The following is an 18,880-nucleotide window of genomic DNA, read 5'->3' on the forward strand; positions in this document are numbered from 1 at the left end:
CCTATTTTTGGAGTGAAAATTCAATAAACATAGGGTGGGCGTTCCATTTTATATATAATAATTCATAAAATAAGAATAAATGAAAGTTACAGTTGTAGGTGCTGGTGCAGTAGGTGCTAGTTGTGCAGAATACATTGCCATTAAAGATTTTGCGTCAGAGGTGGTTATTTTGGATATTAAAGAAGGTTATGCTGAAGGTAAGGCTATGGATTTGATGCAGACAGCATCATTGATGGGGTTTGATACTAAAATCTCGGGTAGTACTAATGATTATGCTAAAACTGCCGATAGCCATATTGCTGTAATTACCTCTGGTATTCCAAGAAAACCAGGAATGACTAGAGAAGAATTAATAGGTATTAATGCAGGTATCGTAAAAACAGTATCAAGCAACCTTTTAAAGCATTCTCCAAATGTTATCATTATTGTTGTAAGTAACCCTATGGATACTATGACATATTTGGTACATAAGACTACTGGTTTGCCTAAAAATAGAATTATAGGTATGGGTGGTGCTTTAGATAGCGCACGTTTTAAATATCGTTTAGCAGAAGCAATGGAAGCTCCTATTTCTGATATTGACGGTATGGTAATAGGTGGTCATAGTGATACTGGTATGGTGCCATTAACATCTCATGCAACTAGAAACAGTATTCGTGTTTCTGAGTTCTTGTCAGAAGATAGATTGCAACAAGTTGCAGACGATACTAAAGTAGGTGGGGCAACTTTAACCAAATTATTAGGTACAAGTGCATGGTACGCGCCAGGTGCTGCAGTTTCTTCTATGGTACAGGCAATTGCATGTGATCAGAAGAAAATGTTTCCTTGTTCAACAATGTTAGATGGTGAATATGGCTTAAATGATATCTGTATTGGTGTTCCAGTAATTTTAGGAAAAGACGGAATTGAAAAAATAATAGATATTCCTCTTAGTGATGCTGAAAAAGCAAAAATGAAAGAGAGTGCCGCTGGAGTTTCTAAAACAAACGGACTTTTAGAGTTGTAGTTCATATACTCATATATAATAAGAAGCCTTTATAGTTCAACTATAAAGGCTTCCTTTTTGTAAGAGGTTGAGCTTTAGAAATATTTATATTGTAGAAAATAGACTACCTAGTATAATCTTTCTTTTTATATTTGCCGCATGAATGCAAAATGGTGCGTAAGTACTTTAATTATTATTCTAGCCTTATTCGGGCTAAGTCAAGAGCAATCAAAGGCTTCTAATCAACAAATTGTATTACAATTTACTGATGTAGAATTAGCTTCAGAAAGTGCTCATGATGATGTTTTGGCAGCTATAACCAAGAAGTTGCAAGTATTGGGTGTTGATGCTATTGAAATCATAGAAAATGATGGCAGACAACTAAGTATTCGTTATTATAGTGATGTTGATGCAATAAGAGTTGAAGAGTTTCTTTCTCAAGAAGACCAACTGTCATTAACAAATGAAGATGAATTTCCTTCAGATTACCCAAATGAACAACTTCCGGAAAAATATAACCTAGTAGTATCGGATCTTCATCAGCAAGCTGAGGGAGGATTTAAGTTACAAGCAAATCTTGTTTTAATTCAAAAGCAAGACTATAGTAGATTTTATAGCCCGGTAACTCTACATTATAACAATACAATTGTTTTTAAACAAGAAACTGTTGTTAATGTAGCTTTTAAGATTAATAGAAACATTGCAATTGCAATAGATAATACTTCACCAATTATTCCAGAAGTTAGGGCAGGACCTAATGTTTATGGGAATAGCTAATTCCGCTAAAAATTTCACTAAGGAACGTAATTACTTTGCGTAAAAGTAATTTGTTTTAGATTTTAAAAATATTCAAAACAATAATCAACATAAATTAAATTATTACAAATGCAAAACAAAGGACTTATAAAGCTTTTTGCTTTATTATTTGGGTTAGTTAGTATCTACCAGCTATCCTATACTTTCATAACAAGTAAAGTAGAAAAAGAGGCGAATGTCTTTGCTGCAAGCCGTGTTTCGGAAGCAGAAGATGGTTATATAGCGCAAAGAGAAATTGTAGCTGCAAACTACCTAGATTCAATTGGTAACAATACCATTTTAGGGTATACTAATTATCATGAAGCAAAAAAGAAGGAATTAAATAAAGGTCTTGACCTTAAAGGTGGTATCAACGTAACGTTACAGATTTCTATTAAGGATATCCTTAAAGGTTTGGCTAACAATACAAAAAGCCCAGTTTTTAATAAAGCATTGGCTGATGCAGATGTTGCTTCTAAAAGTAGTGATGATACATATATCGATTTGTTTTTTGAAGCTTTCGATAAGATTAAGGGAGAAACTAAATTAGCTTCACCAGATATCTTCGCAAACAAAGGTCTTAGTGATGAAATTAATTTTCAAATGTCTGATGATGAGGTTAAGCCTATCATCCGTAGAAAAATAGATGAGTCTATAGTTTCTGCTTTTGAAGTACTAAGAGAACGTATAGATGGTTTTGGTGTTACCCAACCAAATATTCAAAGAGAAGGAAATTCTGGTCGTATTTTGGTTGAATTACCAGGTGCTAGAGATATCGCTCGTGCACAAGACTTATTATCAAGTACTGCTCAATTAGAATTTTGGGAAACATACAAACAGAGCAATACAAGTTTTAGTACTTTTCTTATTCAAGCAAACGAAAAATTAAAGACGATTGTTGAGGTTAAGCAACCGGAACAAGTTAAAGAGGAAACAGAATTAGATTCGTTATTATCTGATGTATCTGCAGATTCTTTAGATTTAGCTACTCAAGTAAATCCGTTATACGAATTATTGATTCCTGCTAACCCAGGAAGTAATGCAATGTTTCGTGCTGCTATTAAAGATACGGCAACAATTGGCTCGTACTTAAGAATGCCAGAAATTAGAAGGTTGTTGCCTGCTGATATTCAGTTTACAAAATTTGTATGGGAAAGACCATCAACTGAAGATACCGAAGTAATAGATTTATATGCTTTAAAATCAAATCGTGATGGTACGCCAAGAATTAGTGGTGATGTAGTTAGTGATGCTAGAGCAGATTTCGATCAGTTCAGCAAGCCAGCTGTTTCTATGACCATGAATACTAAAGGTGCCAAAGAATGGGAAAAATTAACTGGTGATGCATATACTAACCAAACTGGTATTGCTATTGTTTTAGATAACAAGGTATATACTGCTCCTGGTGTTTCTTCAGGTCCTATCTCTGGTGGTCGTTCAGAAATTACGGGTGACTTTACAGTAAATGAAACTAAAGATATTTCTAACGTACTAAGAGCTGGTAAACTTCCTGCTTCTGCAGAGATTATTCAATCAGAAATTGTTGGTCCTTCTTTAGGACAAGAAGCTATTGACAGTGGTTTTATGTCTTTCTTGATTGCTATGGCAATCGTGCTTTTATGGATGATCGCATACTACGGTAAGGCTGGTGTTTTTGCAGATGTCGCTTTGTTATTGAACATCTTATTGATTTTTGGTGTGTTAACTAGCTTAAATGCGGTATTAACATTACCTGGTATTGCAGGTATCGTTTTAACTATTGGTATGTCGGTGGATGCTAACGTACTGATCTTTGAGCGTATTAAAGAAGAATTGGCTAAGGGTAAAGGCAAGAGTCAAGCGGTTGCTGATGGTTTTGGTAATGCATTGTCCTCTATTTTAGATGCGAACATTACAACTGGTTTAACTGCAATTATCTTATTCATTTTTGGTTCAGGACCAATTAAAGGTTTCGCAACTACATTATTAATAGGTATTATAACATCTCTATTTACAGCAATATTCATCACTCGTTTATTAGTTGATTGGTATATTGGAGGAAAAGGTAGAAGCTTAGATTTCTCTACAGCTATCACTAAAAATCTTTTCAAAGGAATCAATATCGATTTCTTGGTAAAAAGAAAGATAGCTTATGTACTTTCTGGTATACTAGTAGCTGTTGGTTTGTTTTCTTTGTTATTCGGACCTGGATTACAAAAAGGTGTAGATTTCATCGGTGGTCGTTCTTATACAGTTCGTTTTGAACAAGCGGTTAATCCTTCTGAAATAGCATCTGAATTAAATACTGTATTTGGTAGTGGTACAAACGTGAAAACTTACGGTGAATCTAACCAAGTAAAAATTACTACACCTTATAAAGTAGATGTTGAAGGTATTGAAGTTGACACTGAAATTCAGGATAAATTATACGCATCTCTTCAAAAGTACTTGCCAGATGGTATTAGTAAAGAAGCTTTTAAACTAGGTGGTGTAGATGCTGAAGCTGTTGGTATTTTGGCATCGGTTAAGGTTGGTCCTACGATTGCAGATGATATTCAGAAAAATGCGTTTTTAGCTATTTTAGGTTCATTGGCAGTAGTATTCCTATATATCTTATTTAGATTTAGAAGATGGCAATTCTCATTGGGTGCTGTAATTGCAGTATTCCATGATGTATTGATAGTACTAGGAGTGTTCTCTATATTTGGTAAATTAATGCCATTTAATATGGAAATTGATCAAGCATTTATAGCGGCGATTCTTACCGTAATCGGGTACTCATTGAATGATACCGTGGTTGTGTTTGACCGTATTCGTGAGACATTGGCAGAACGTGGCTGGAAAGGTGGTTCAAATATCAATTACGCTATAAACAGTACGTTGAGTAGAACATTAAATACTTCGTTAACTACCTTGGTAGTATTATTGGCTATCTTCATTTTTGGAGGAGAGTCATTAAGAGGATTTATGTTTGCAATGATCGTTGGTGTAGTTGTAGGTACATACTCATCGGTGTTTATTGCAACTCCTGTAATGTTCGATGCATTAAGCAAGAAAATTACTTCTGGAAAACAAGAATAGATACAACTAACTCAAGCAGAAAAAGCCGTTCAGAAATGAACGGCTTTTTTTATTTTTATAATATGAGATTAAATTATTTTACCCAAAGATCCATTTTCACTGGGTATAAGGTTTAAAATCCGTTTGGGTTTTAGACCTTTTTCTTTTCTATGGGAAACAAAGATTATAGCGGTATCTGTTTCTTCTGAGAATTTATTGACCAATGCAACCAATAAAGCAGCTGAATCATCATCCATACCTGCCGTTGGTTCATCTAAGATTAAAATTGGTGGTCTTTTTACCATAGCACGGGCTGTCATAACCAATCTTTGCTTACCTGTAGATAAGGTATTAAAATATGCATTCTTTAAGGCATGTAGGTCTAGTAAGGTTAGCCACTGCTTCACAATTCTTTTTTGTAATTCTGTTGGTATCGTATAGAGTCCTACAGAGTCCGTTAATCCAGAGATAAGCATATTTTCTATAGAGTGCCTGCCGTTGAATTTATTGGTCATTGCAGGAGCGTAATAACCGATTTTGTTTTTAATATCCCAAACACTTTCTCCGCTTCCTTTCTTGTTTCCGAAGAGATAAATATCTTGCCCAAATGCTTTTGGGTTGTCTCCAAAAATCATGGAAAGAATGGTAGATTTTCCACTACCATTAGTACCAGATAGTTGCCAGAAATCACCTTTGTTAATTGTCCAATTAATATTGTTTAATATTCTTATCTCTCCGTAAGCGACATTTACATTTTTGAAATTGATTAATGGATTTTGAAAACCGGAATATGTTGTTATAGCATTTGGAATGCTAACTTGGCTAAAGGCTTCAATTGAAGAGTTTTCGTTAAATTCTATATTTTTAATAACAGAAAATTCATCCTTATCAAGTTTTCCATAGTTGTTTATAAATGAAAGAGTGTCTGCCTTGCGACTTGCTAATAGAATAAACGAAATATAAGAAGAGTGAGATTTAAGGATATCTTTTAGTTGCGCTTGGAAAGTTATATCTAAATTATCAAAAGGGTTATCTAATATTATATAATCAGGGTTTTTACTTAGTAAATGATGTAATAAAGCTCTTTTTTGTTCACCACTAGACATGCTCTCAAGAGATTGATGCGCAGTACTAATAATTTTTTTATCATGCTTATCTTCTTCATCAATAAGTTTTTCTAAAGTAAAAGGGGAGAATAATTTTCCCGTTTTATTTTCAAATTCAAGAAAATTTATAGGCATTTTCCCTTTTTGAAAATTTTTTAAAAAACCTTTCTTGTTAGAGTTATTATCTAAATATATTACCCAATGATTCATTTATGCATGTATTCTAAAAATATGAACTTCGTTGTTGTGGTAGGTGGTTGTAAAGTCTAAAAACATTCCGTTTTTTAAGGCTGTCTTTTGCGAGGGGATATTATTGATCTGAATAATAGAAATTAGGCTTTTCGCCCATTGTTTTTCAAAAGCTACCAATTTGCATTTTTCTGCGGCTTCAAAAGCAAAACCTTGCCTCCAGAATTTTGGAAGAATGGAATAGCCTATTTCTAACTCTTGTTTATCATCTACTTGTTGTACCAATAAACCGCAAAGCCCAACCAAAGTGTTGGTATTCTTTAAAAATAGTGCGTTCATTCCGCCTAAATTTTCATTGTAGCGCTCAAAGATTCTGTCAAATTGTTTTTGACAGGCTACTTTAGGGTCTTTTGGTAAACCAGACCAATATTGACTACTTAAAGGTTCTTTGTGAAATGGAAGCCACTTTTCAAAATCAGCTGGTTGTACTTTTTTAAAAAGTAACCGTTCAGATTCTTCACTGGTCAATAAGTATGCTGACATTGTTGTAGTAAATAAGATAAGTAGAGGAACGCTGGGGCTACTTTCTATTGAAACTTATGCTATCACCTATAGATAGCCCCAATTCTTGCGCTAAACCACTATTAACTTCGAGTACGTATTTTATAGGAACTTGTGACGATAACCCGTTTTCGTTTAATGGTTGTGCATTTTCTTGAAAACTGGCGATCCTTTGGTTTTCTTTTATATAAATAATATCTAAAGGGAACTCTGTATTCTTCATATAAAAAGAATGCATAGATTCATCTGGAAAAATAAACAGCATTCCTTGATTATTTTTCATTCCCTTTCTGTACATAAGTCCCGTTTGGGTCTCATATTCAGTTTCTGCAAATTCAATATTGAATTTAGTTTTTACGGTGTCGCTAGCATTTAAGTAAACGGTTAAGTCCCCTTCATGCGTGAATTCAATATTTTGAGTAGCTATAGTTTTTTTAGAATCTTCTTTACAAGAAAAAACTAGCATTGACAATGTTATTATAAAAACCCAGCTCTTGTTGATTTTATTAAACATTAAGCAGTTTTTGTTTTTCTGAACATAAAATAAAACCCAATAATAATAAATGGTATACTTAACCACTGACCTGTGGAAAGTAATCCTAACGATTCTTCAAAACCACCTTGACTTTTCTTAACGAATTCTACGAAGAAACGTACTGTCCATAGCAACACAAAAAATAAGCCGAATAAGTAACCTGGTTTGTTCTTTTTGTCTGTCTTCCAGTATAAGAAATAAAGTAAAATGAAGATAAGAATATAACCGATACCTTCATACAATTGTGCCGGATGACGGTAAGGAATTTCGGCTAAATACTGAGAAAATTGCGGATTGTTTTCAATAGCGGCATAGGCTGCGTTTAATGTTTTTTCTCCTGTAATGCCCAGAGCTTTTGAAGGGTGTAAGTCATCAGAATCGCGAATGAATTTGGTGGCAAAGATGAAATTTTCATCAACTATTTTACCATTTATTTCAGAATTGAAAAAATTTCCAAGTCGTACACAAAAGCAACCAATGGCAACAGGTATAACCATCCTGTCAAAAATCCATAACATGCTAAATTCCGGATATTTTCTTGTATACAAATAAGTACCAATGATAATACCAATTGTAGCACCGTGACTTGCTAAGCCAGTGAAACCGGTAAATTCATAGCCATTTATTAACCCGAATAATAAGCTGCCAGAATCACTTTCACGAACCGGAATTAAAATTTCTACCAAGTGGTTAGAATAGTATGCCCAATCATAGAAGAAAACATGACCTAATCTAGCACCTAACATGGTACTTAAAACCGTGTAAATGAAAAGAGAATCTAATTGTTCTATAGATTTTTTTTCGTTAAGGAAAATCTTTTTCATAAGAAACCAGCCTAATGCAAAGGCGGTAATCCAAAGAAGATTGTAATACTTTATTTGTATAAATCCGATATTGAAAAGTGTTTCATTCGGATTCCAAGTAATTCCTAAGAAATGCATGTGTTGAATTTTGAAAGGCTAAGATAAGAAATAGCCATTAGACAAATCGATTTTGAAAAATAGAGTTGTCATAAATATTATAGAAAGTTGCTGTTTTAAGAATGAATTAATATTTCCCGTTCATGGAACGGGATCGTACCCTTTACCACCCCAGGGATTGCAGCTAAATATGCGTTTTGTCGCAAGCCAACCTCCTTTAAATAGCCCATGTTTTTTTAAAGCTTCTAATGTATATTGCGAGCAAGTAGGGGAGTACCTGCAGGTAGCAGGCGTATATGGTGATATGGCCAGCTGGTAAAAACGAACAAGTAATACAAAAGGCGTAATCAGTATTTTTTTGATAGATATCTTCACAGTGAATAATTGATAGTACAAATTTACTACAAAAGTGCTAACCCTTTAAAAGAAGAAGTCCGGATGATTAACAGCCGGACTTCATTACATTAAATAATCACTTTTTAAGCTCCGATTCTGATCGGTTCTAGGTGTTCTGCCTCTTTTTCAGTATACAGTCTAGATTTAATAATAAAACGTATGCCCATTGGTATTTCTAATGAAAAACTTGAACCGATACCAGGTGTAACATCAAGCGTTAACTGAGTATGTTTCCAATATTCATATTGATCTCTTGACATATGAAAATCACAGCCTTCTATATTGCCTAGACAAACATCGTTATCATCTAGCATTAAATCGCCTTTCTCAAAACACATAGGGGCGGACCCATCACAACACCCACCACTTTGGTGGAACATGAGTTCTCCATGTTTTTCTTTGAGTTCAGCAATAACTGCAGCTGCTTTTTCGGTTACTAATACTCGTTTCGTTTTCATCTTGTTTCGGTTATTAAAAGAATCCCATTTTCTTTTTATCGTAAGAGATAAGCATGTTTTTTGTTTGACGATAATGTGCTAACATCATTTTATGGTTTTCTCTACCAATACCAGATTTTTTATATCCGCCGAAAGGAGCATGTGCAGGGTATAGGTGGTAGCAGTTTACCCAAACTCTACCTGCCTTAATGGCTCTGGAAATTTGATATGCTTGGTGTGTATCTCGTGTCCAAACTCCGGCACCTAATCCATATAATGTATCATTGGCTATTTCAATTGCTTCCGCCTCATCTTTAAAAGTAGTAACACAAAGAACAGGTCCAAATATTTCTTCTTGGAAAACACGCATCTTATTATTTCCTTTCAAGATGGTAGGTTGTACATAATAACCACCTTCTAATCCTTCATTATAAGCTTGATCACCACCGGTTAGCACTTCGCAACCTTCTTCTTTTCCTATTTGAATATAGTTTAGAATTTTCTCAAACTGATCATTAGATGCCTGTGCACCCATCATTGTATTAGGGTCTAACGGATGTCCTATTTTAATTGCTTTTGTGCGTTCTATTACTCGTTCAATAAATTTATCATAGATGCTTTCCTGTACTAACATTCTCGATGGACATGTACATACCTCACCTTGGTTTAAAGCAAACATGTTAGCGCCCTCTAAACATTTATCGAAGAATTCATCATCGGCATCCATGATGCTCTCAAAGAAAACATTTGGAGATTTACCACCAAGTTCTAAGGTTACGGGAGTGATATTTTTGGAAGCGTATTGCATAATTAATTGTCCGGTGGTGGTTTCTCCGGTAAAAGCAATCTTGTCAATTCTTGGGCTTGATGCTAGTGGCTTTCCTGCTTCTGCTCCAAATCCATTTACAACATTTAGTACGCCATCTGGCAAGATACCTTCAATAATCTCCATAAGAATAAGAATGCCCACTGGTGTTTGTTCTGCAGGCTTGAGAACAACACAGTTACCAGCCGCCAGTGCTGGTGCTAATTTCCATGTAGCCATTAATAAAGGGAAATTCCAAGGAATAATTTGACCGACGACACCAAGTGGTTCTGTTACATTTAAAGCGACCGTGTTAGAATCTAATTCACTGACCGATCCTTCTTCTGCTCTAATAACACCTGCAAAGTATCTAAAGTGGTCTACTGCTAAAGGTAAATCTGCAGCTCTGGTTTCACGTATGGCTTTACCATTGTCCCAAGTTTCTGCTCTCGCTAAAACTTCTAGATTTTGTTCTATTTTATCTGCAATTTTTAAAAGCATATTACTTCTCTCCGTAGCAGAAGAGGTATTCCATGATGGGGCTGCTTGCCATGCGGCATCAATAGCTTTCTCAATATCTTCCGCAGTGGATCTTGGTATTTTCGTAAATGCTTTTCCGTCTACAGGTGAAATATTATCAAAATACTCACCTTTGCTAGGTGCCACCCATTTTCCACCAATAAAATTTTCGTATTGATTTTTGAATTTAGGTTTTTGAAGTACGTCTTTTTCTACAGTTGCTGTTGTGCTCATATTATGTGATTTAAGTTAATAATAGATGTAAGTTTTTATGATATTCTAAATGTACTTACCAAGTTCTTATTACATCTGACGCATTCTACGAATAATGTGAACTATTCTATCAATAATTGATTTTATGATTTTTTTAAGTATAAATTTTTGTAAATTCCATAAAATAAAATCAAAATAACTGTGATTCAATTATCCGACAATTTCTTTAATGGAAGACGTTTAGAGACAATGGTGGAAAACCAAACCTCTTATACCATGAATAATGCGGCTATGCATGTTTTTGAAACACATGAACAGGCAGCTAGTGTTTTATTGAAATTTGAACAACCTGTTTTAGCAAGTATGATTCAAGGAAAGAAAATTATGCATCTGCGCGATTTTGAATCATTTGATTTTTTACCTGGAGAATCTTTAGTATTGCCAGCCAATGAAGGCATGTGCATTGATTTTCCTGAGGCTATGGCAAAAAATCCTACGAGGTGTTTAGCTATGGCCATTTCAGAAGATAAGATTAAAAAAGTATTAGAGTTTATGAATGAAAACATGCCCAAGAGTACCAAAGAGCCATGGGGATTAATGGATTATAATTTTCATTTTGTAAACGATAGAGGAATTTTTCAAATTATACAGCGCCTATTGTTTTTGTTTTCTGAAGACCATCCTTCAAAAGACTTGTTCGTTGATAACATGTTGCGTGAACTTATTATTAGAATATTGCAGACTAACGAACGTAAAATATATAGTAATGCAACCTTGACCATTAAGAAAGAAAGTAGGTTAACCGAGGTCATTAGATATATTAGAGATAATGTTCATAAAGCTATACAAGTGGATGATCTTAGTAAAATAGCCTGTATGAGTCCATCTCATTTTTATAGAACGTTTAAATTAGAGCTGGGTATTTCTCCTGTTGAATTTATTAATAACGAGAGAATAAAATTAGCAGTTGGGTTATTGCAAGACCCAAGTAGAAGTATTAAAGATGTATATCTGGACTGCGGATTTGAAAGTAGGTCCTATTTTAATAGAGTATTCAAAACAAGGCAAAACTTAGCACCTGGCGAATACCAGTCTAAAATACAAAAATCTAGATTTTTAGATTAATATTAAAGGCTATATGTAGTTCCTTCTTTACCGTCTTTTAATTGAATACCTAACACTGCAAGTTGGTCACGAATTTTATCTGATGTGGCAAAATCTTTATTTTCTCTTGCTGTCTTACGTAATTCAATCAATAATTCTACAACACCGCCTAATTTCTCAGAATCAGCATCAGAACTACTTTTGTTTTCAAGACCTAAAACATCAAACACAAAACTATGAAGGGTGCTTTCTAATTCTGCTCTATCTTCTTCAGTAATTGATTCTGAACCTTCTTTAATTAGATTTATATGCTTAACAGCGTCAAATAATTTTGCTATTAAAATTGGCGTATTAAAATCATCGTTCATTGCAGCATAGCACGAAGATTTCCATGCACCTATGTCAAAATTAGTTGACTTGGCAGTGTTTAAAGATTTAACAGCATTAATGGCTTCCATCAATTTATTAAAACCTTTTTCTGAAGCCAAAAGCGCATCATTACTCATATCTAAAATACTGGTATAATGAGCTTGCATCATAAAGAAACGCACCATAGAAGGTGAGAACGGCTTGCTAAGAATTTTGTTTTCACCAGAGAATATCTCTCCAGGTAGAATACTATTTCCTGTAGATTTTGCCATCTTTCTACCGTTCAAGGTTAACATATTTGCGTGTAACCAATAGTTTACGGGGCTTTGATCATTACAAGCTTCTGCCTGTGCAATTTCACATTCATGATGTGGGAATTTTAAATCCATTCCGCCTCCGTGAATATCAAAGGTTTCACCTAAATATTTAGTGCTCATGGCTGTACACTCTAAATGCCACCCTGGAAATCCATCTCCCCATGGCGAAGGCCATCTCATAATATGTTGTGGTTCGGCCTTTTTCCACAATGCAAAATCTTGTGGATTATGCTTATCGTCTTGTGCGGCAAGATCGCGTGTGTTGGCGATCATGTCTTCAAGCTTGCGTCCACTTAATTTACCATATTCATGCTTTTCATTGAACTTAGCAACATCAAAATATACAGAACCATTGGTTTCGTAAGCAAATCCTTTTTTAAGAATATCCTTAATAATTTCAATTTGCTCTATAATATGGCCTGTAGCTGTAGGTTCAATACTAGGAGGTAAGAAATTGAATTTCTCCAAAATATTATGAAAGTCAACAGTATATCGTTGAACAACTTCCATAGGTTCCAATTTTTCTAAACGTGCTTTTTTTGCAATTTTATCTTCGCCATCTTCCGCATCGTCAACCAAATGGCCGGCATCGGTAATATTACGAACATAACGTACTTTATAACCAAGATGTCTAAAGTATCTAAAAATCATATCAAAAGACATGAAAGTTCTACAATTACCTAAATGCACATTACTATACACTGTAGGTCCACAAACATACATGCCAATATGACCTGTGTTAATGGGTTTGAAAACTTCTTTTTTACCTGTTAAGGAATTGTATACTTTGATTTCTTGACTTTCGTATAATTGCATGAAGCTATATGCTATTAAAAATGGGTATCTAGATTAAGGTAATTCAAAAACTCACGGCGTACCAATTCTTCTTTGAATTTACCGCCATATTCTGCCGTTACGGTACTACTATCGATATCGCGTATACCTCTAGAGTTTACACAAAGGTGTTTTGCATCTATTACACAAGCAACATCTTCAGTACCTAAAGCTTTTTGTAATTCTCTTACAATTTGAATATTTAAACGTTCTTGAACTTGAGGGCGTTTAGCATAATAATCAACTATACGGTTCATTTTAGAAAGACCTACAACCGTACCTTTAGAAATATATGCAACGTGCGCTCGACCTACAATAGGTAGTAAATGATGCTCGCACGTAGAATATAGGGTAATGTTTTTTTCAACTAACATTTCGCCATACTTGTACTTATTATCAAAAGTAGAAGCCTTAGGTTTCTTGGCTGGGTTTAAACCACCAAATATTTCATTTACATACATTTTAGCAACTCGGTTAGGAGTTCCTTTTAAGCTGTCGTCAGTTAAATCTAAACCTAACGTAAGCATGATTTCACGAACGTTTTCGCGAATGCGTTCAATCTTTTCGGCATCATCAAGGTCAAATGCATCTGAACGTAATGGAGTATCTTCTGAAGTGGAAATATGATCATTTCCTAATTCCTCAAATTGATTTTCCAATGTATCCTCAATTTTCATTTTATCTATCTTTTAGAAGCTGCAAAGATATACAATATGTGCCACTTTATAACTAAATGCGGGCATTACACAACATTAATTAGCCATAACGTTAAGGTCTAGTTAATTTTATTTTTCCAATTTAAAAGGCCTTTATGACCAAGTATGGTATAACCATTTTTTTAATTAGCTTACTTTGCTTCTTTACTTCGTTCGCTCAAGTGTCCGCAGATTGTGCAAATGCGGTACCTATTTGCTACAACACACCGGTAAACGGAGGTACTAATGGTTACGGAATTGATGATTTTAACGGAGCATCTATTTCTGGGTGTATTACACAGGGTAGCGGAACAATAGAAACCAATTCTGCTTGGTATAAATTTAAAATCGGGGAAATTGGTCAATTAGGCTTTAATATAGGATTCGATTCTAATGAAGATTGGGATTTTGCCTTGTACAGAACTAATGACTGTAGTTCATTAGGAGAACCTGTAAGATGTAATTATTTTGATAATTCTGATGATAGTAGTTATATAGGTGTTGGTGAAGATCCTACCGGATTGGATAATATACAATATGATGATTGGTTAGATGTTGAGCCAGGAGAAGAGTATCTCTTGATGATTAATAATTTCAGTAATAATAATTCCGGATTTTCTATTCAATTTTCAGGAAACATTTTTGTAGAGTTCCCTAATTCAGCCTTGGATTGTGATATAATAGATAACTTATTAGGACCACCTGTAATTGCATGTGATAACGAAACGGTTATTTTAGATGCAACTACTACGGATGCATTAGATTATGAGTGGTACTTAGATGCTGGTGCCGGCTTTCAACTTATTCCTGGTGAAAATGACCCGCAATTATCAATAGCTGTTTCTGGAATGTATCGTGTTTTAGTGATAAGACCATTAGGAAATAATTTAATTAGTGAGACACAGGTAGCATATGCGCCATCACCAGAAACGTTTCCTTTAGAAAATGAGACTGCTTGTTTAGATGGTACGGCTATAGATTTTAATGTAAAAGATGCTGAAGCTTTAGGAAGTCAAAGTCCTTTAGAATTTAGAGTGTCTTATCATGATAGTTTTGAAGATGCCTTTGATGGTACCAATGCACTTTCAAAAGAGTTTATTCCATTACAAGAAGCGCAGACTATTTATGTTAGAACTACCTCTTTAGAGAATTCAATGTGTTTTGATGCTTCAGAAACTTTTGAAGTAAACGGAATTGAGTTACCGTTTTTAGATTTTGATACAGAAGTTTTTATATGTGGTGATGAACCTGTTGTTACCATTGGGCAACGTATACCAAATAGTGATTTTTCATATGAATGGAGTTCAGGGCAAACCTCTTCTTTAATTACCGTTGCAGAACCAGGTGTGTATACTTTGTCTGTTACCAATACACAAGGTTTAATTCAATGTATAACTGTTCGTTCTGTGACCGTGGTTTTTTCTAGTCCGCCAGTTATTTCAGATATCACTATTGAATATGAAGATGATGCATCTAATGTTGTATCCGTTTATGTGGAAGAAGAAGGTGATTTTCAGTATCAAATAGATAATGATATACCACAGGGTAATGGCGTCTTTAATAATTTGTTTCCAGGCGAACATACTATAACGGTCAGCGATATAAATGGATGCGGTTCTGATACTAGAGATATCGTTGTTGTTGGTTTTCCAAAGTTTTTCACTCCCAACGGAGATAACGTAAATGATACTTGGAAAGTCGATGGGTTGTCTGCCTTAGATAATCCTGTAATTACAATATATGATCGTTACGGTAAATTACTGTATCAAATAATTAATGACTCCAGTGGATGGAACGGTACATTAAATGGATCTTTATTACCAGAATCTGATTATTGGTTTAAGCTTTCCTATACTAATTCTTTAGGGGAGAATACTAGCGCATCATTCATCAATAATCACTTTACTTTAAAGCGTTAAGCCTAATAATTAGGCTCAAAAAGTGCATTTTATCGATTAAATACCAGAATCTTTGTTGTAAGATACTAAAGCGGAGCATGTGTAGTTATAATATACATTACCTATACTAATAGATACGCTTTTATGAGAACACTTATTTGTTCTATATGTTGTATGTTTCTTTTCTATTGGAACGCAACTGCACAAAATTCTGCCGATTGTAGAACGGCTATACCTGTTTGTGCCGATCAACCTATTATGGGTATTGCTGGTGGAACCGGTGATGTTGATGATTTTGATCCTGATGTTATTCTTCAAACTGGGTGCCTTGAAAAAGGTAGCCTTTCTTCCGCAAATATTGAGTTTAATACCTCTTGGTTCGTTTTTAGAGCGGGAACAGGTGGTCAGGTTGGTTTTGATATTGAAGCTTTAGCGACTTCAGGATCTACACCTACGGCCGAATGGGATTTTGCTGTTTATGGTCCAGATGTAGATTGTGCTGATATTAGCAATGGTACCGCGCAACCTATTCGATGTAATTATGAAGTAAACGACACTAATTTTACGGGATTAGGTGTAAACCCTGATAGCGGTCAAGAAGGTCAAGCATCTTTAACCGGTAGTCAAAATACTTATGATGAATATTTAGACGTACTTCCTGGAGAGATATATTATATTTTAATAAATAATTTTGCTGATAATTTTACGGGAGACCCTGAACCTTTTATGTTGACTTTTACGGGTAGTTCTGTTAGTGATAATCAAGATACTGCTTTAGATTGTACTTTGCGTGATGAGTTTTTGGGATTGGATATCATTGCTTGTGAAGGTGATGATGATATAACTATTAGTGCATTGAATTCTCCTGCGGGCGCAGATATTGCAAGTGTAGAATGGACTGTTGATTATGAAGATGATGGTGTTGTTGATGATACGCTTACCGGTTCTGGTGATTTTGGAGCAGAACTAATTGTTGCTAGTCCTAATTCGGGTCGTTATTTCGCTACAATTACAACCATAACAGGTACGCCGCCAACTGTTAGAGATGATAGTGGAGTGTTAATTACATTTTTTGGCACCCCAATTTTAGACCGAGTAGAAACATTGGATACTAATCTTTCAATTGATCCAGACCAAAACAATGTTGAGTTTTTTGTGGACGGTGATGGGGATTATGAATATGCTATTAATAATGGCGTATTTCAAGATGATGCTGTTTTTATGAATGTGCCTCCAGGAATTAATACTGTAATTATCAATGATAAAAATGGATGTGGTATAACTGATCCAATTGAATTTTTGGTAGTAGGTTACCCTAAGTTCTTTACTCCCAATGGTGATGGAACAAATGATGATTGGAATGTAAAAGGTATAGAAACATTAAATAACCCAGTTGTATTTATATTTGATAGGTATGGCAAGCTATTAAAACAATTAGGTGCAGCCGATGGTTGGGATGGTAATTATAACGGTCAACAAATGCCTTCTACAGATTATTGGTTTCGTTTTGAATATGGAGAACAAGAAGATAATTTAATGGTTGCCAAAACAAGGAAAACACATTTTTCTTTAAAGAGATAACAAAAAAAAGGGAAGCAAATTTGCTTCCCTTTTTTTATAAATATAATCTTTTAACTTAAAAGTTAATGGTATAACTTAAAGTAGCGTTTGTTATGCTCCTGTCTATTGTTGCGGGTGTGGTAATACCGGCGTTAAATAGTCTTTCGCTAACATCTTGTTGAGATTGACTAAGAGCAAAATCTAATTTACTTCCGCCAAAATTATATCCTATACCTGCAGAAACAGCATTTAAATCTCCAATAGTATTTCCATTGGCATATGGGCTTTGTTCAAAACGATATCCAGCTCTAAAGCTTACTTGTTGAACTCTGTATTCACCACCAAGTCTAAATGTTGAAACTGAACCAAGATCACTAGAAATTTGAGTATTTACAGATTGAAAACTTGGGTCGTTTGTAGGGCGTAATTCAGATTGAGAAAAATCTTGATATCCGTAATCAAAACTTAATAGACCGTCCTTGGCAAAAATTACTGCTAAACTACCTGTTAATTTACTAGGTGTTTTTACGGTATAGCTTTCAAATAGGTTAACAATATTGAAATTGATAAAATTAATATCATCGTCTGCTAAATCAGAATTAATGCGTTGAGACAAATCGTCTTCTAATCTATACCAAGTAGGGGACTGGTAGCTACCGCCTAATCTTACGTTATCATTCAATTTTGCAATAGCTCCTAAGCTAAAGGAGAAACCGTTACCTTCTGTTTGTAAATAATTATCAAATGTTGTGCGTGTAATTTCAGAATTAGGCTCGTATCCACTTTCAGTAAACTGATCATATTGCGTATATAATACATTGTGAAAGTTTAAAGAAGCACCTATGTATATATTCTCTTTGTATTGAGACGCTGCGTTTAAAGTGAATTTACTATTGTAGCCAGAAGTTCTTCTTAAGAAATCTTGTTCCACTCTATCATAAAGACTGTTGCTAATATAATTGGTGTTATTATCAGCATCTGTCTCTGGGTCAAAAATACCGCCATAATAGCCTAAAAAAGCTTGCTGGTCACTAAAACCTTGAACTGCACCTATATCCAGATAGCCTTCTTCAATAAACTCTCCTTCTTGTAAAAGAATTGATCCAAAAGGTGTGCCTCCTGCATATTCTAAAAAATACGTATCAATACCATCTACTGCACTTCCGGTAACATAATATTCGTTATCAAAATTATCGACAACATCGTAGTTGAAGGCCAAAGTAAATTTTTGCCAATCAGAATTAGAGTCGGTGTTTTTAAAAACAAAAGCACCACCTATTTGATTTAATTCTATGTTGTTGTCTTTTGTAATTAAAGCATCTCCAAAATAGCGAGCGTCGTTATTTGTATGATAGTTAGATCCTGTTACGGTAAAAAGGCTGTTGTTAAATACAGCAGACCCAGCAGGATTTACGTTTAAAGATGATAAGTCGCCACCTAATGCGCCAAATGCACCACCCATAGCTTGAAAACGGGCAGTACCTTGAAGGTTTTCGGTACCATAACGTAAAGCGTCATTTATATTTTGTGCACTACCAATGGCACATGAAGCTAGTATTATGAAAGTTAAATATCTTTTCATAGCAATATTCAATTTTAAAAA

General features: G+C 34.6%; 16 protein-coding genes. 6 read left to right on the top strand and 10 right to left on the bottom strand.

Translation table 11 applies throughout. From position 1 onward, the window contains the following. Positions 1-79: 79 nt before the first annotated feature. From BM296_RS08165 to secDF, 3 genes are all read left to right on the top strand, one after another. Positions 80-1,006, top strand: coding sequence for a malate dehydrogenase (locus tag BM296_RS08165; RefSeq protein ID WP_091902599.1), 927 nt, complete (start codon positions 80-82; stop codon positions 1,004-1,006). A 138-nt stretch (positions 1,007-1,144) separates the two neighbouring features. Next, positions 1,145-1,762 (top strand): hypothetical protein, encoded by a 618-nt coding sequence (locus BM296_RS08170; protein WP_091902600.1) that lies wholly within the window; start codon positions 1,145-1,147, stop codon positions 1,760-1,762. 108 nt (positions 1,763-1,870) lie between these two features. After that, the gene (gene secDF / locus BM296_RS08175; protein WP_091902601.1) at positions 1,871-4,840 is read left to right on the top strand and encodes a protein translocase subunit SecDF; all 2,970 of its coding nucleotides are present in this window, start codon (positions 1,871-1,873) and stop codon (positions 4,838-4,840) included. Between the two features lie 68 nt (positions 4,841-4,908). Here secDF and BM296_RS08180 read toward each other — a convergent pair whose 3' ends face one another. The 7 genes from BM296_RS08180 to exaC all read right to left on the bottom strand — a co-directional run bounded on the left by BM296_RS08180 (position 4,909) and on the right by exaC (position 10,521). Continuing rightward, positions 4,909-6,060 carry an ATP-binding cassette domain-containing protein gene (locus BM296_RS08180; RefSeq protein WP_245786983.1) on the bottom strand — a complete coding sequence of 384 codons (1,152 nt, stop codon included), beginning with the start codon at positions 6,058-6,060 and terminating at the stop codon, positions 4,909-4,911. A gap of 75 nt (positions 6,061-6,135) precedes the next feature. Then, positions 6,136-6,657 (bottom strand): GNAT family N-acetyltransferase, encoded by a 522-nt coding sequence (locus tag BM296_RS08185; RefSeq protein ID WP_091902603.1) that lies wholly within the window; start codon positions 6,655-6,657, stop codon positions 6,136-6,138. Positions 6,658-6,694: 37 nt separating this feature from the next. After that, on the bottom strand, positions 6,695-7,141 hold the full coding sequence (locus BM296_RS08190; RefSeq protein ID WP_245786984.1) for a DUF192 domain-containing protein: 447 nt from the start codon (positions 7,139-7,141) through the stop codon (positions 6,695-6,697). 47 nt (positions 7,142-7,188) lie between these two features. Next, positions 7,189-8,151 carry a prolipoprotein diacylglyceryl transferase gene (lgt, locus tag BM296_RS08195; RefSeq protein ID WP_091902605.1) on the bottom strand — a complete coding sequence of 321 codons (963 nt, stop codon included), beginning with the start codon at positions 8,149-8,151 and terminating at the stop codon, positions 7,189-7,191. A 120-nt stretch (positions 8,152-8,271) separates the two neighbouring features. Continuing rightward, complete coding sequence (gene yidD / locus BM296_RS08200; RefSeq protein ID WP_081819430.1) at positions 8,272-8,493, bottom strand: membrane protein insertion efficiency factor YidD; 222 nt, start codon at positions 8,491-8,493, stop codon at positions 8,272-8,274. Between the two features lie 116 nt (positions 8,494-8,609). Continuing rightward, a complete protein-coding gene (locus tag BM296_RS08205; protein ID WP_027064666.1) occupies positions 8,610-8,984 on the bottom strand; it encodes a DUF779 domain-containing protein in 375 nt (124 codons plus the stop codon). Between the two features lie 13 nt (positions 8,985-8,997). Further along, positions 8,998-10,521 (bottom strand): acetaldehyde dehydrogenase ExaC, encoded by a 1,524-nt coding sequence (exaC, locus tag BM296_RS08210; protein WP_091902606.1) that lies wholly within the window; start codon positions 10,519-10,521, stop codon positions 8,998-9,000. 180 nt (positions 10,522-10,701) lie between these two features. Between exaC and BM296_RS08215 the strand changes: the two genes are divergently transcribed. Continuing rightward, the gene (locus tag BM296_RS08215; protein ID WP_231500495.1) at positions 10,702-11,625 is read left to right on the top strand and encodes an AraC family transcriptional regulator; all 924 of its coding nucleotides are present in this window, start codon (positions 10,702-10,704) and stop codon (positions 11,623-11,625) included. A 2-nt stretch (positions 11,626-11,627) separates the two neighbouring features. Here the strand turns inward: BM296_RS08215 and cysS are convergent, their stop codons facing one another. Both cysS and folE read right to left on the bottom strand, forming a co-directional pair. Further along, entirely contained in the window at positions 11,628-13,106 is a 1,479-nt protein-coding gene (gene cysS / locus BM296_RS08220) for a cysteine--tRNA ligase (RefSeq protein WP_091902607.1), read from the bottom strand. Between the two features lie 14 nt (positions 13,107-13,120). Then, positions 13,121-13,801 carry a GTP cyclohydrolase I FolE gene (gene folE, locus BM296_RS08225; RefSeq protein ID WP_027064662.1) on the bottom strand — a complete coding sequence of 227 codons (681 nt, stop codon included), beginning with the start codon at positions 13,799-13,801 and terminating at the stop codon, positions 13,121-13,123. Between the two features lie 134 nt (positions 13,802-13,935). On the opposite strand from folE, the gene BM296_RS08230 reads away from it, so the two are divergent. After that, a complete protein-coding gene (locus BM296_RS08230; RefSeq protein WP_091902608.1) occupies positions 13,936-15,738 on the top strand; it encodes a T9SS type B sorting domain-containing protein in 1,803 nt (600 codons plus the stop codon). Between the two features lie 123 nt (positions 15,739-15,861). Next, a complete protein-coding gene (locus tag BM296_RS08235) occupies positions 15,862-17,298 on the top strand; it encodes a T9SS type B sorting domain-containing protein (RefSeq protein WP_091902609.1) in 1,437 nt (478 codons plus the stop codon). A gap of 55 nt (positions 17,299-17,353) precedes the next feature. Here the strand turns inward: BM296_RS08235 and BM296_RS08240 are convergent, their stop codons facing one another. Further along, positions 17,354-18,859: an OmpP1/FadL family transporter gene (locus tag BM296_RS08240; protein ID WP_027064659.1), complete on the bottom strand. Its 1,506-nt coding sequence runs from the start codon at positions 18,857-18,859 to the stop codon at positions 17,354-17,356. Positions 18,860-18,880 lie beyond the last annotated feature (21 nt).

It is taken from the genome of Maribacter stanieri, from assembly GCF_900112245.1.
GTDB classification, from domain to species: Bacteria; Bacteroidota; Bacteroidia; order Flavobacteriales; family Flavobacteriaceae; genus Maribacter; species Maribacter stanieri.

Bases quoted from the DNA above. Each gene is read 5' to 3' on its own strand.
- BM296_RS08165 (WP_091902599.1), top strand. From the start codon at position 80: ATGAAAGTTACAGTTGTAGGTGCTGGTGCAGTAGGTGCTAGTTGTGCA.
- BM296_RS08170 (WP_091902600.1), top strand. From the start codon at position 1,145: ATGAATGCAAAATGGTGCGTAAGTACTTTAATTATTATTCTAGCCTTA.
- secDF (WP_091902601.1), top strand. From the start codon at position 1,871: ATGCAAAACAAAGGACTTATAAAGCTTTTTGCTTTATTATTTGGGTTA.
- BM296_RS08180 (WP_245786983.1), bottom strand. From the start codon at position 6,060: ATGCCTATAAATTTTCTTGAATTTGAAAATAAAACGGGAAAATTATTC.
- BM296_RS08185 (WP_091902603.1), bottom strand. From the start codon at position 6,657: ATGTCAGCATACTTATTGACCAGTGAAGAATCTGAACGGTTACTTTTT.
- BM296_RS08190 (WP_245786984.1), bottom strand. From the start codon at position 7,141: ATGCTAGTTTTTTCTTGTAAAGAAGATTCTAAAAAAACTATAGCTACT.
- lgt (WP_091902605.1), bottom strand. From the start codon at position 8,151: ATGCATTTCTTAGGAATTACTTGGAATCCGAATGAAACACTTTTCAAT.
- BM296_RS08205 (WP_027064666.1), bottom strand. From the start codon at position 8,984: ATGAAAACGAAACGAGTATTAGTAACCGAAAAAGCAGCTGCAGTTATT.
- exaC (WP_091902606.1), bottom strand. From the start codon at position 10,521: ATGAGCACAACAGCAACTGTAGAAAAAGACGTACTTCAAAAACCTAAA.
- cysS (WP_091902607.1), bottom strand. From the start codon at position 13,106: ATGCAATTATACGAAAGTCAAGAAATCAAAGTATACAATTCCTTAACA.
- folE (WP_027064662.1), bottom strand. From the start codon at position 13,801: ATGAAAATTGAGGATACATTGGAAAATCAATTTGAGGAATTAGGAAAT.
- BM296_RS08230 (WP_091902608.1), top strand. From the start codon at position 13,936: ATGACCAAGTATGGTATAACCATTTTTTTAATTAGCTTACTTTGCTTC.
- BM296_RS08235 (WP_091902609.1), top strand. From the start codon at position 15,862: ATGAGAACACTTATTTGTTCTATATGTTGTATGTTTCTTTTCTATTGG.
- BM296_RS08240 (WP_027064659.1), bottom strand. From the start codon at position 18,859: ATGAAAAGATATTTAACTTTCATAATACTAGCTTCATGTGCCATTGGT.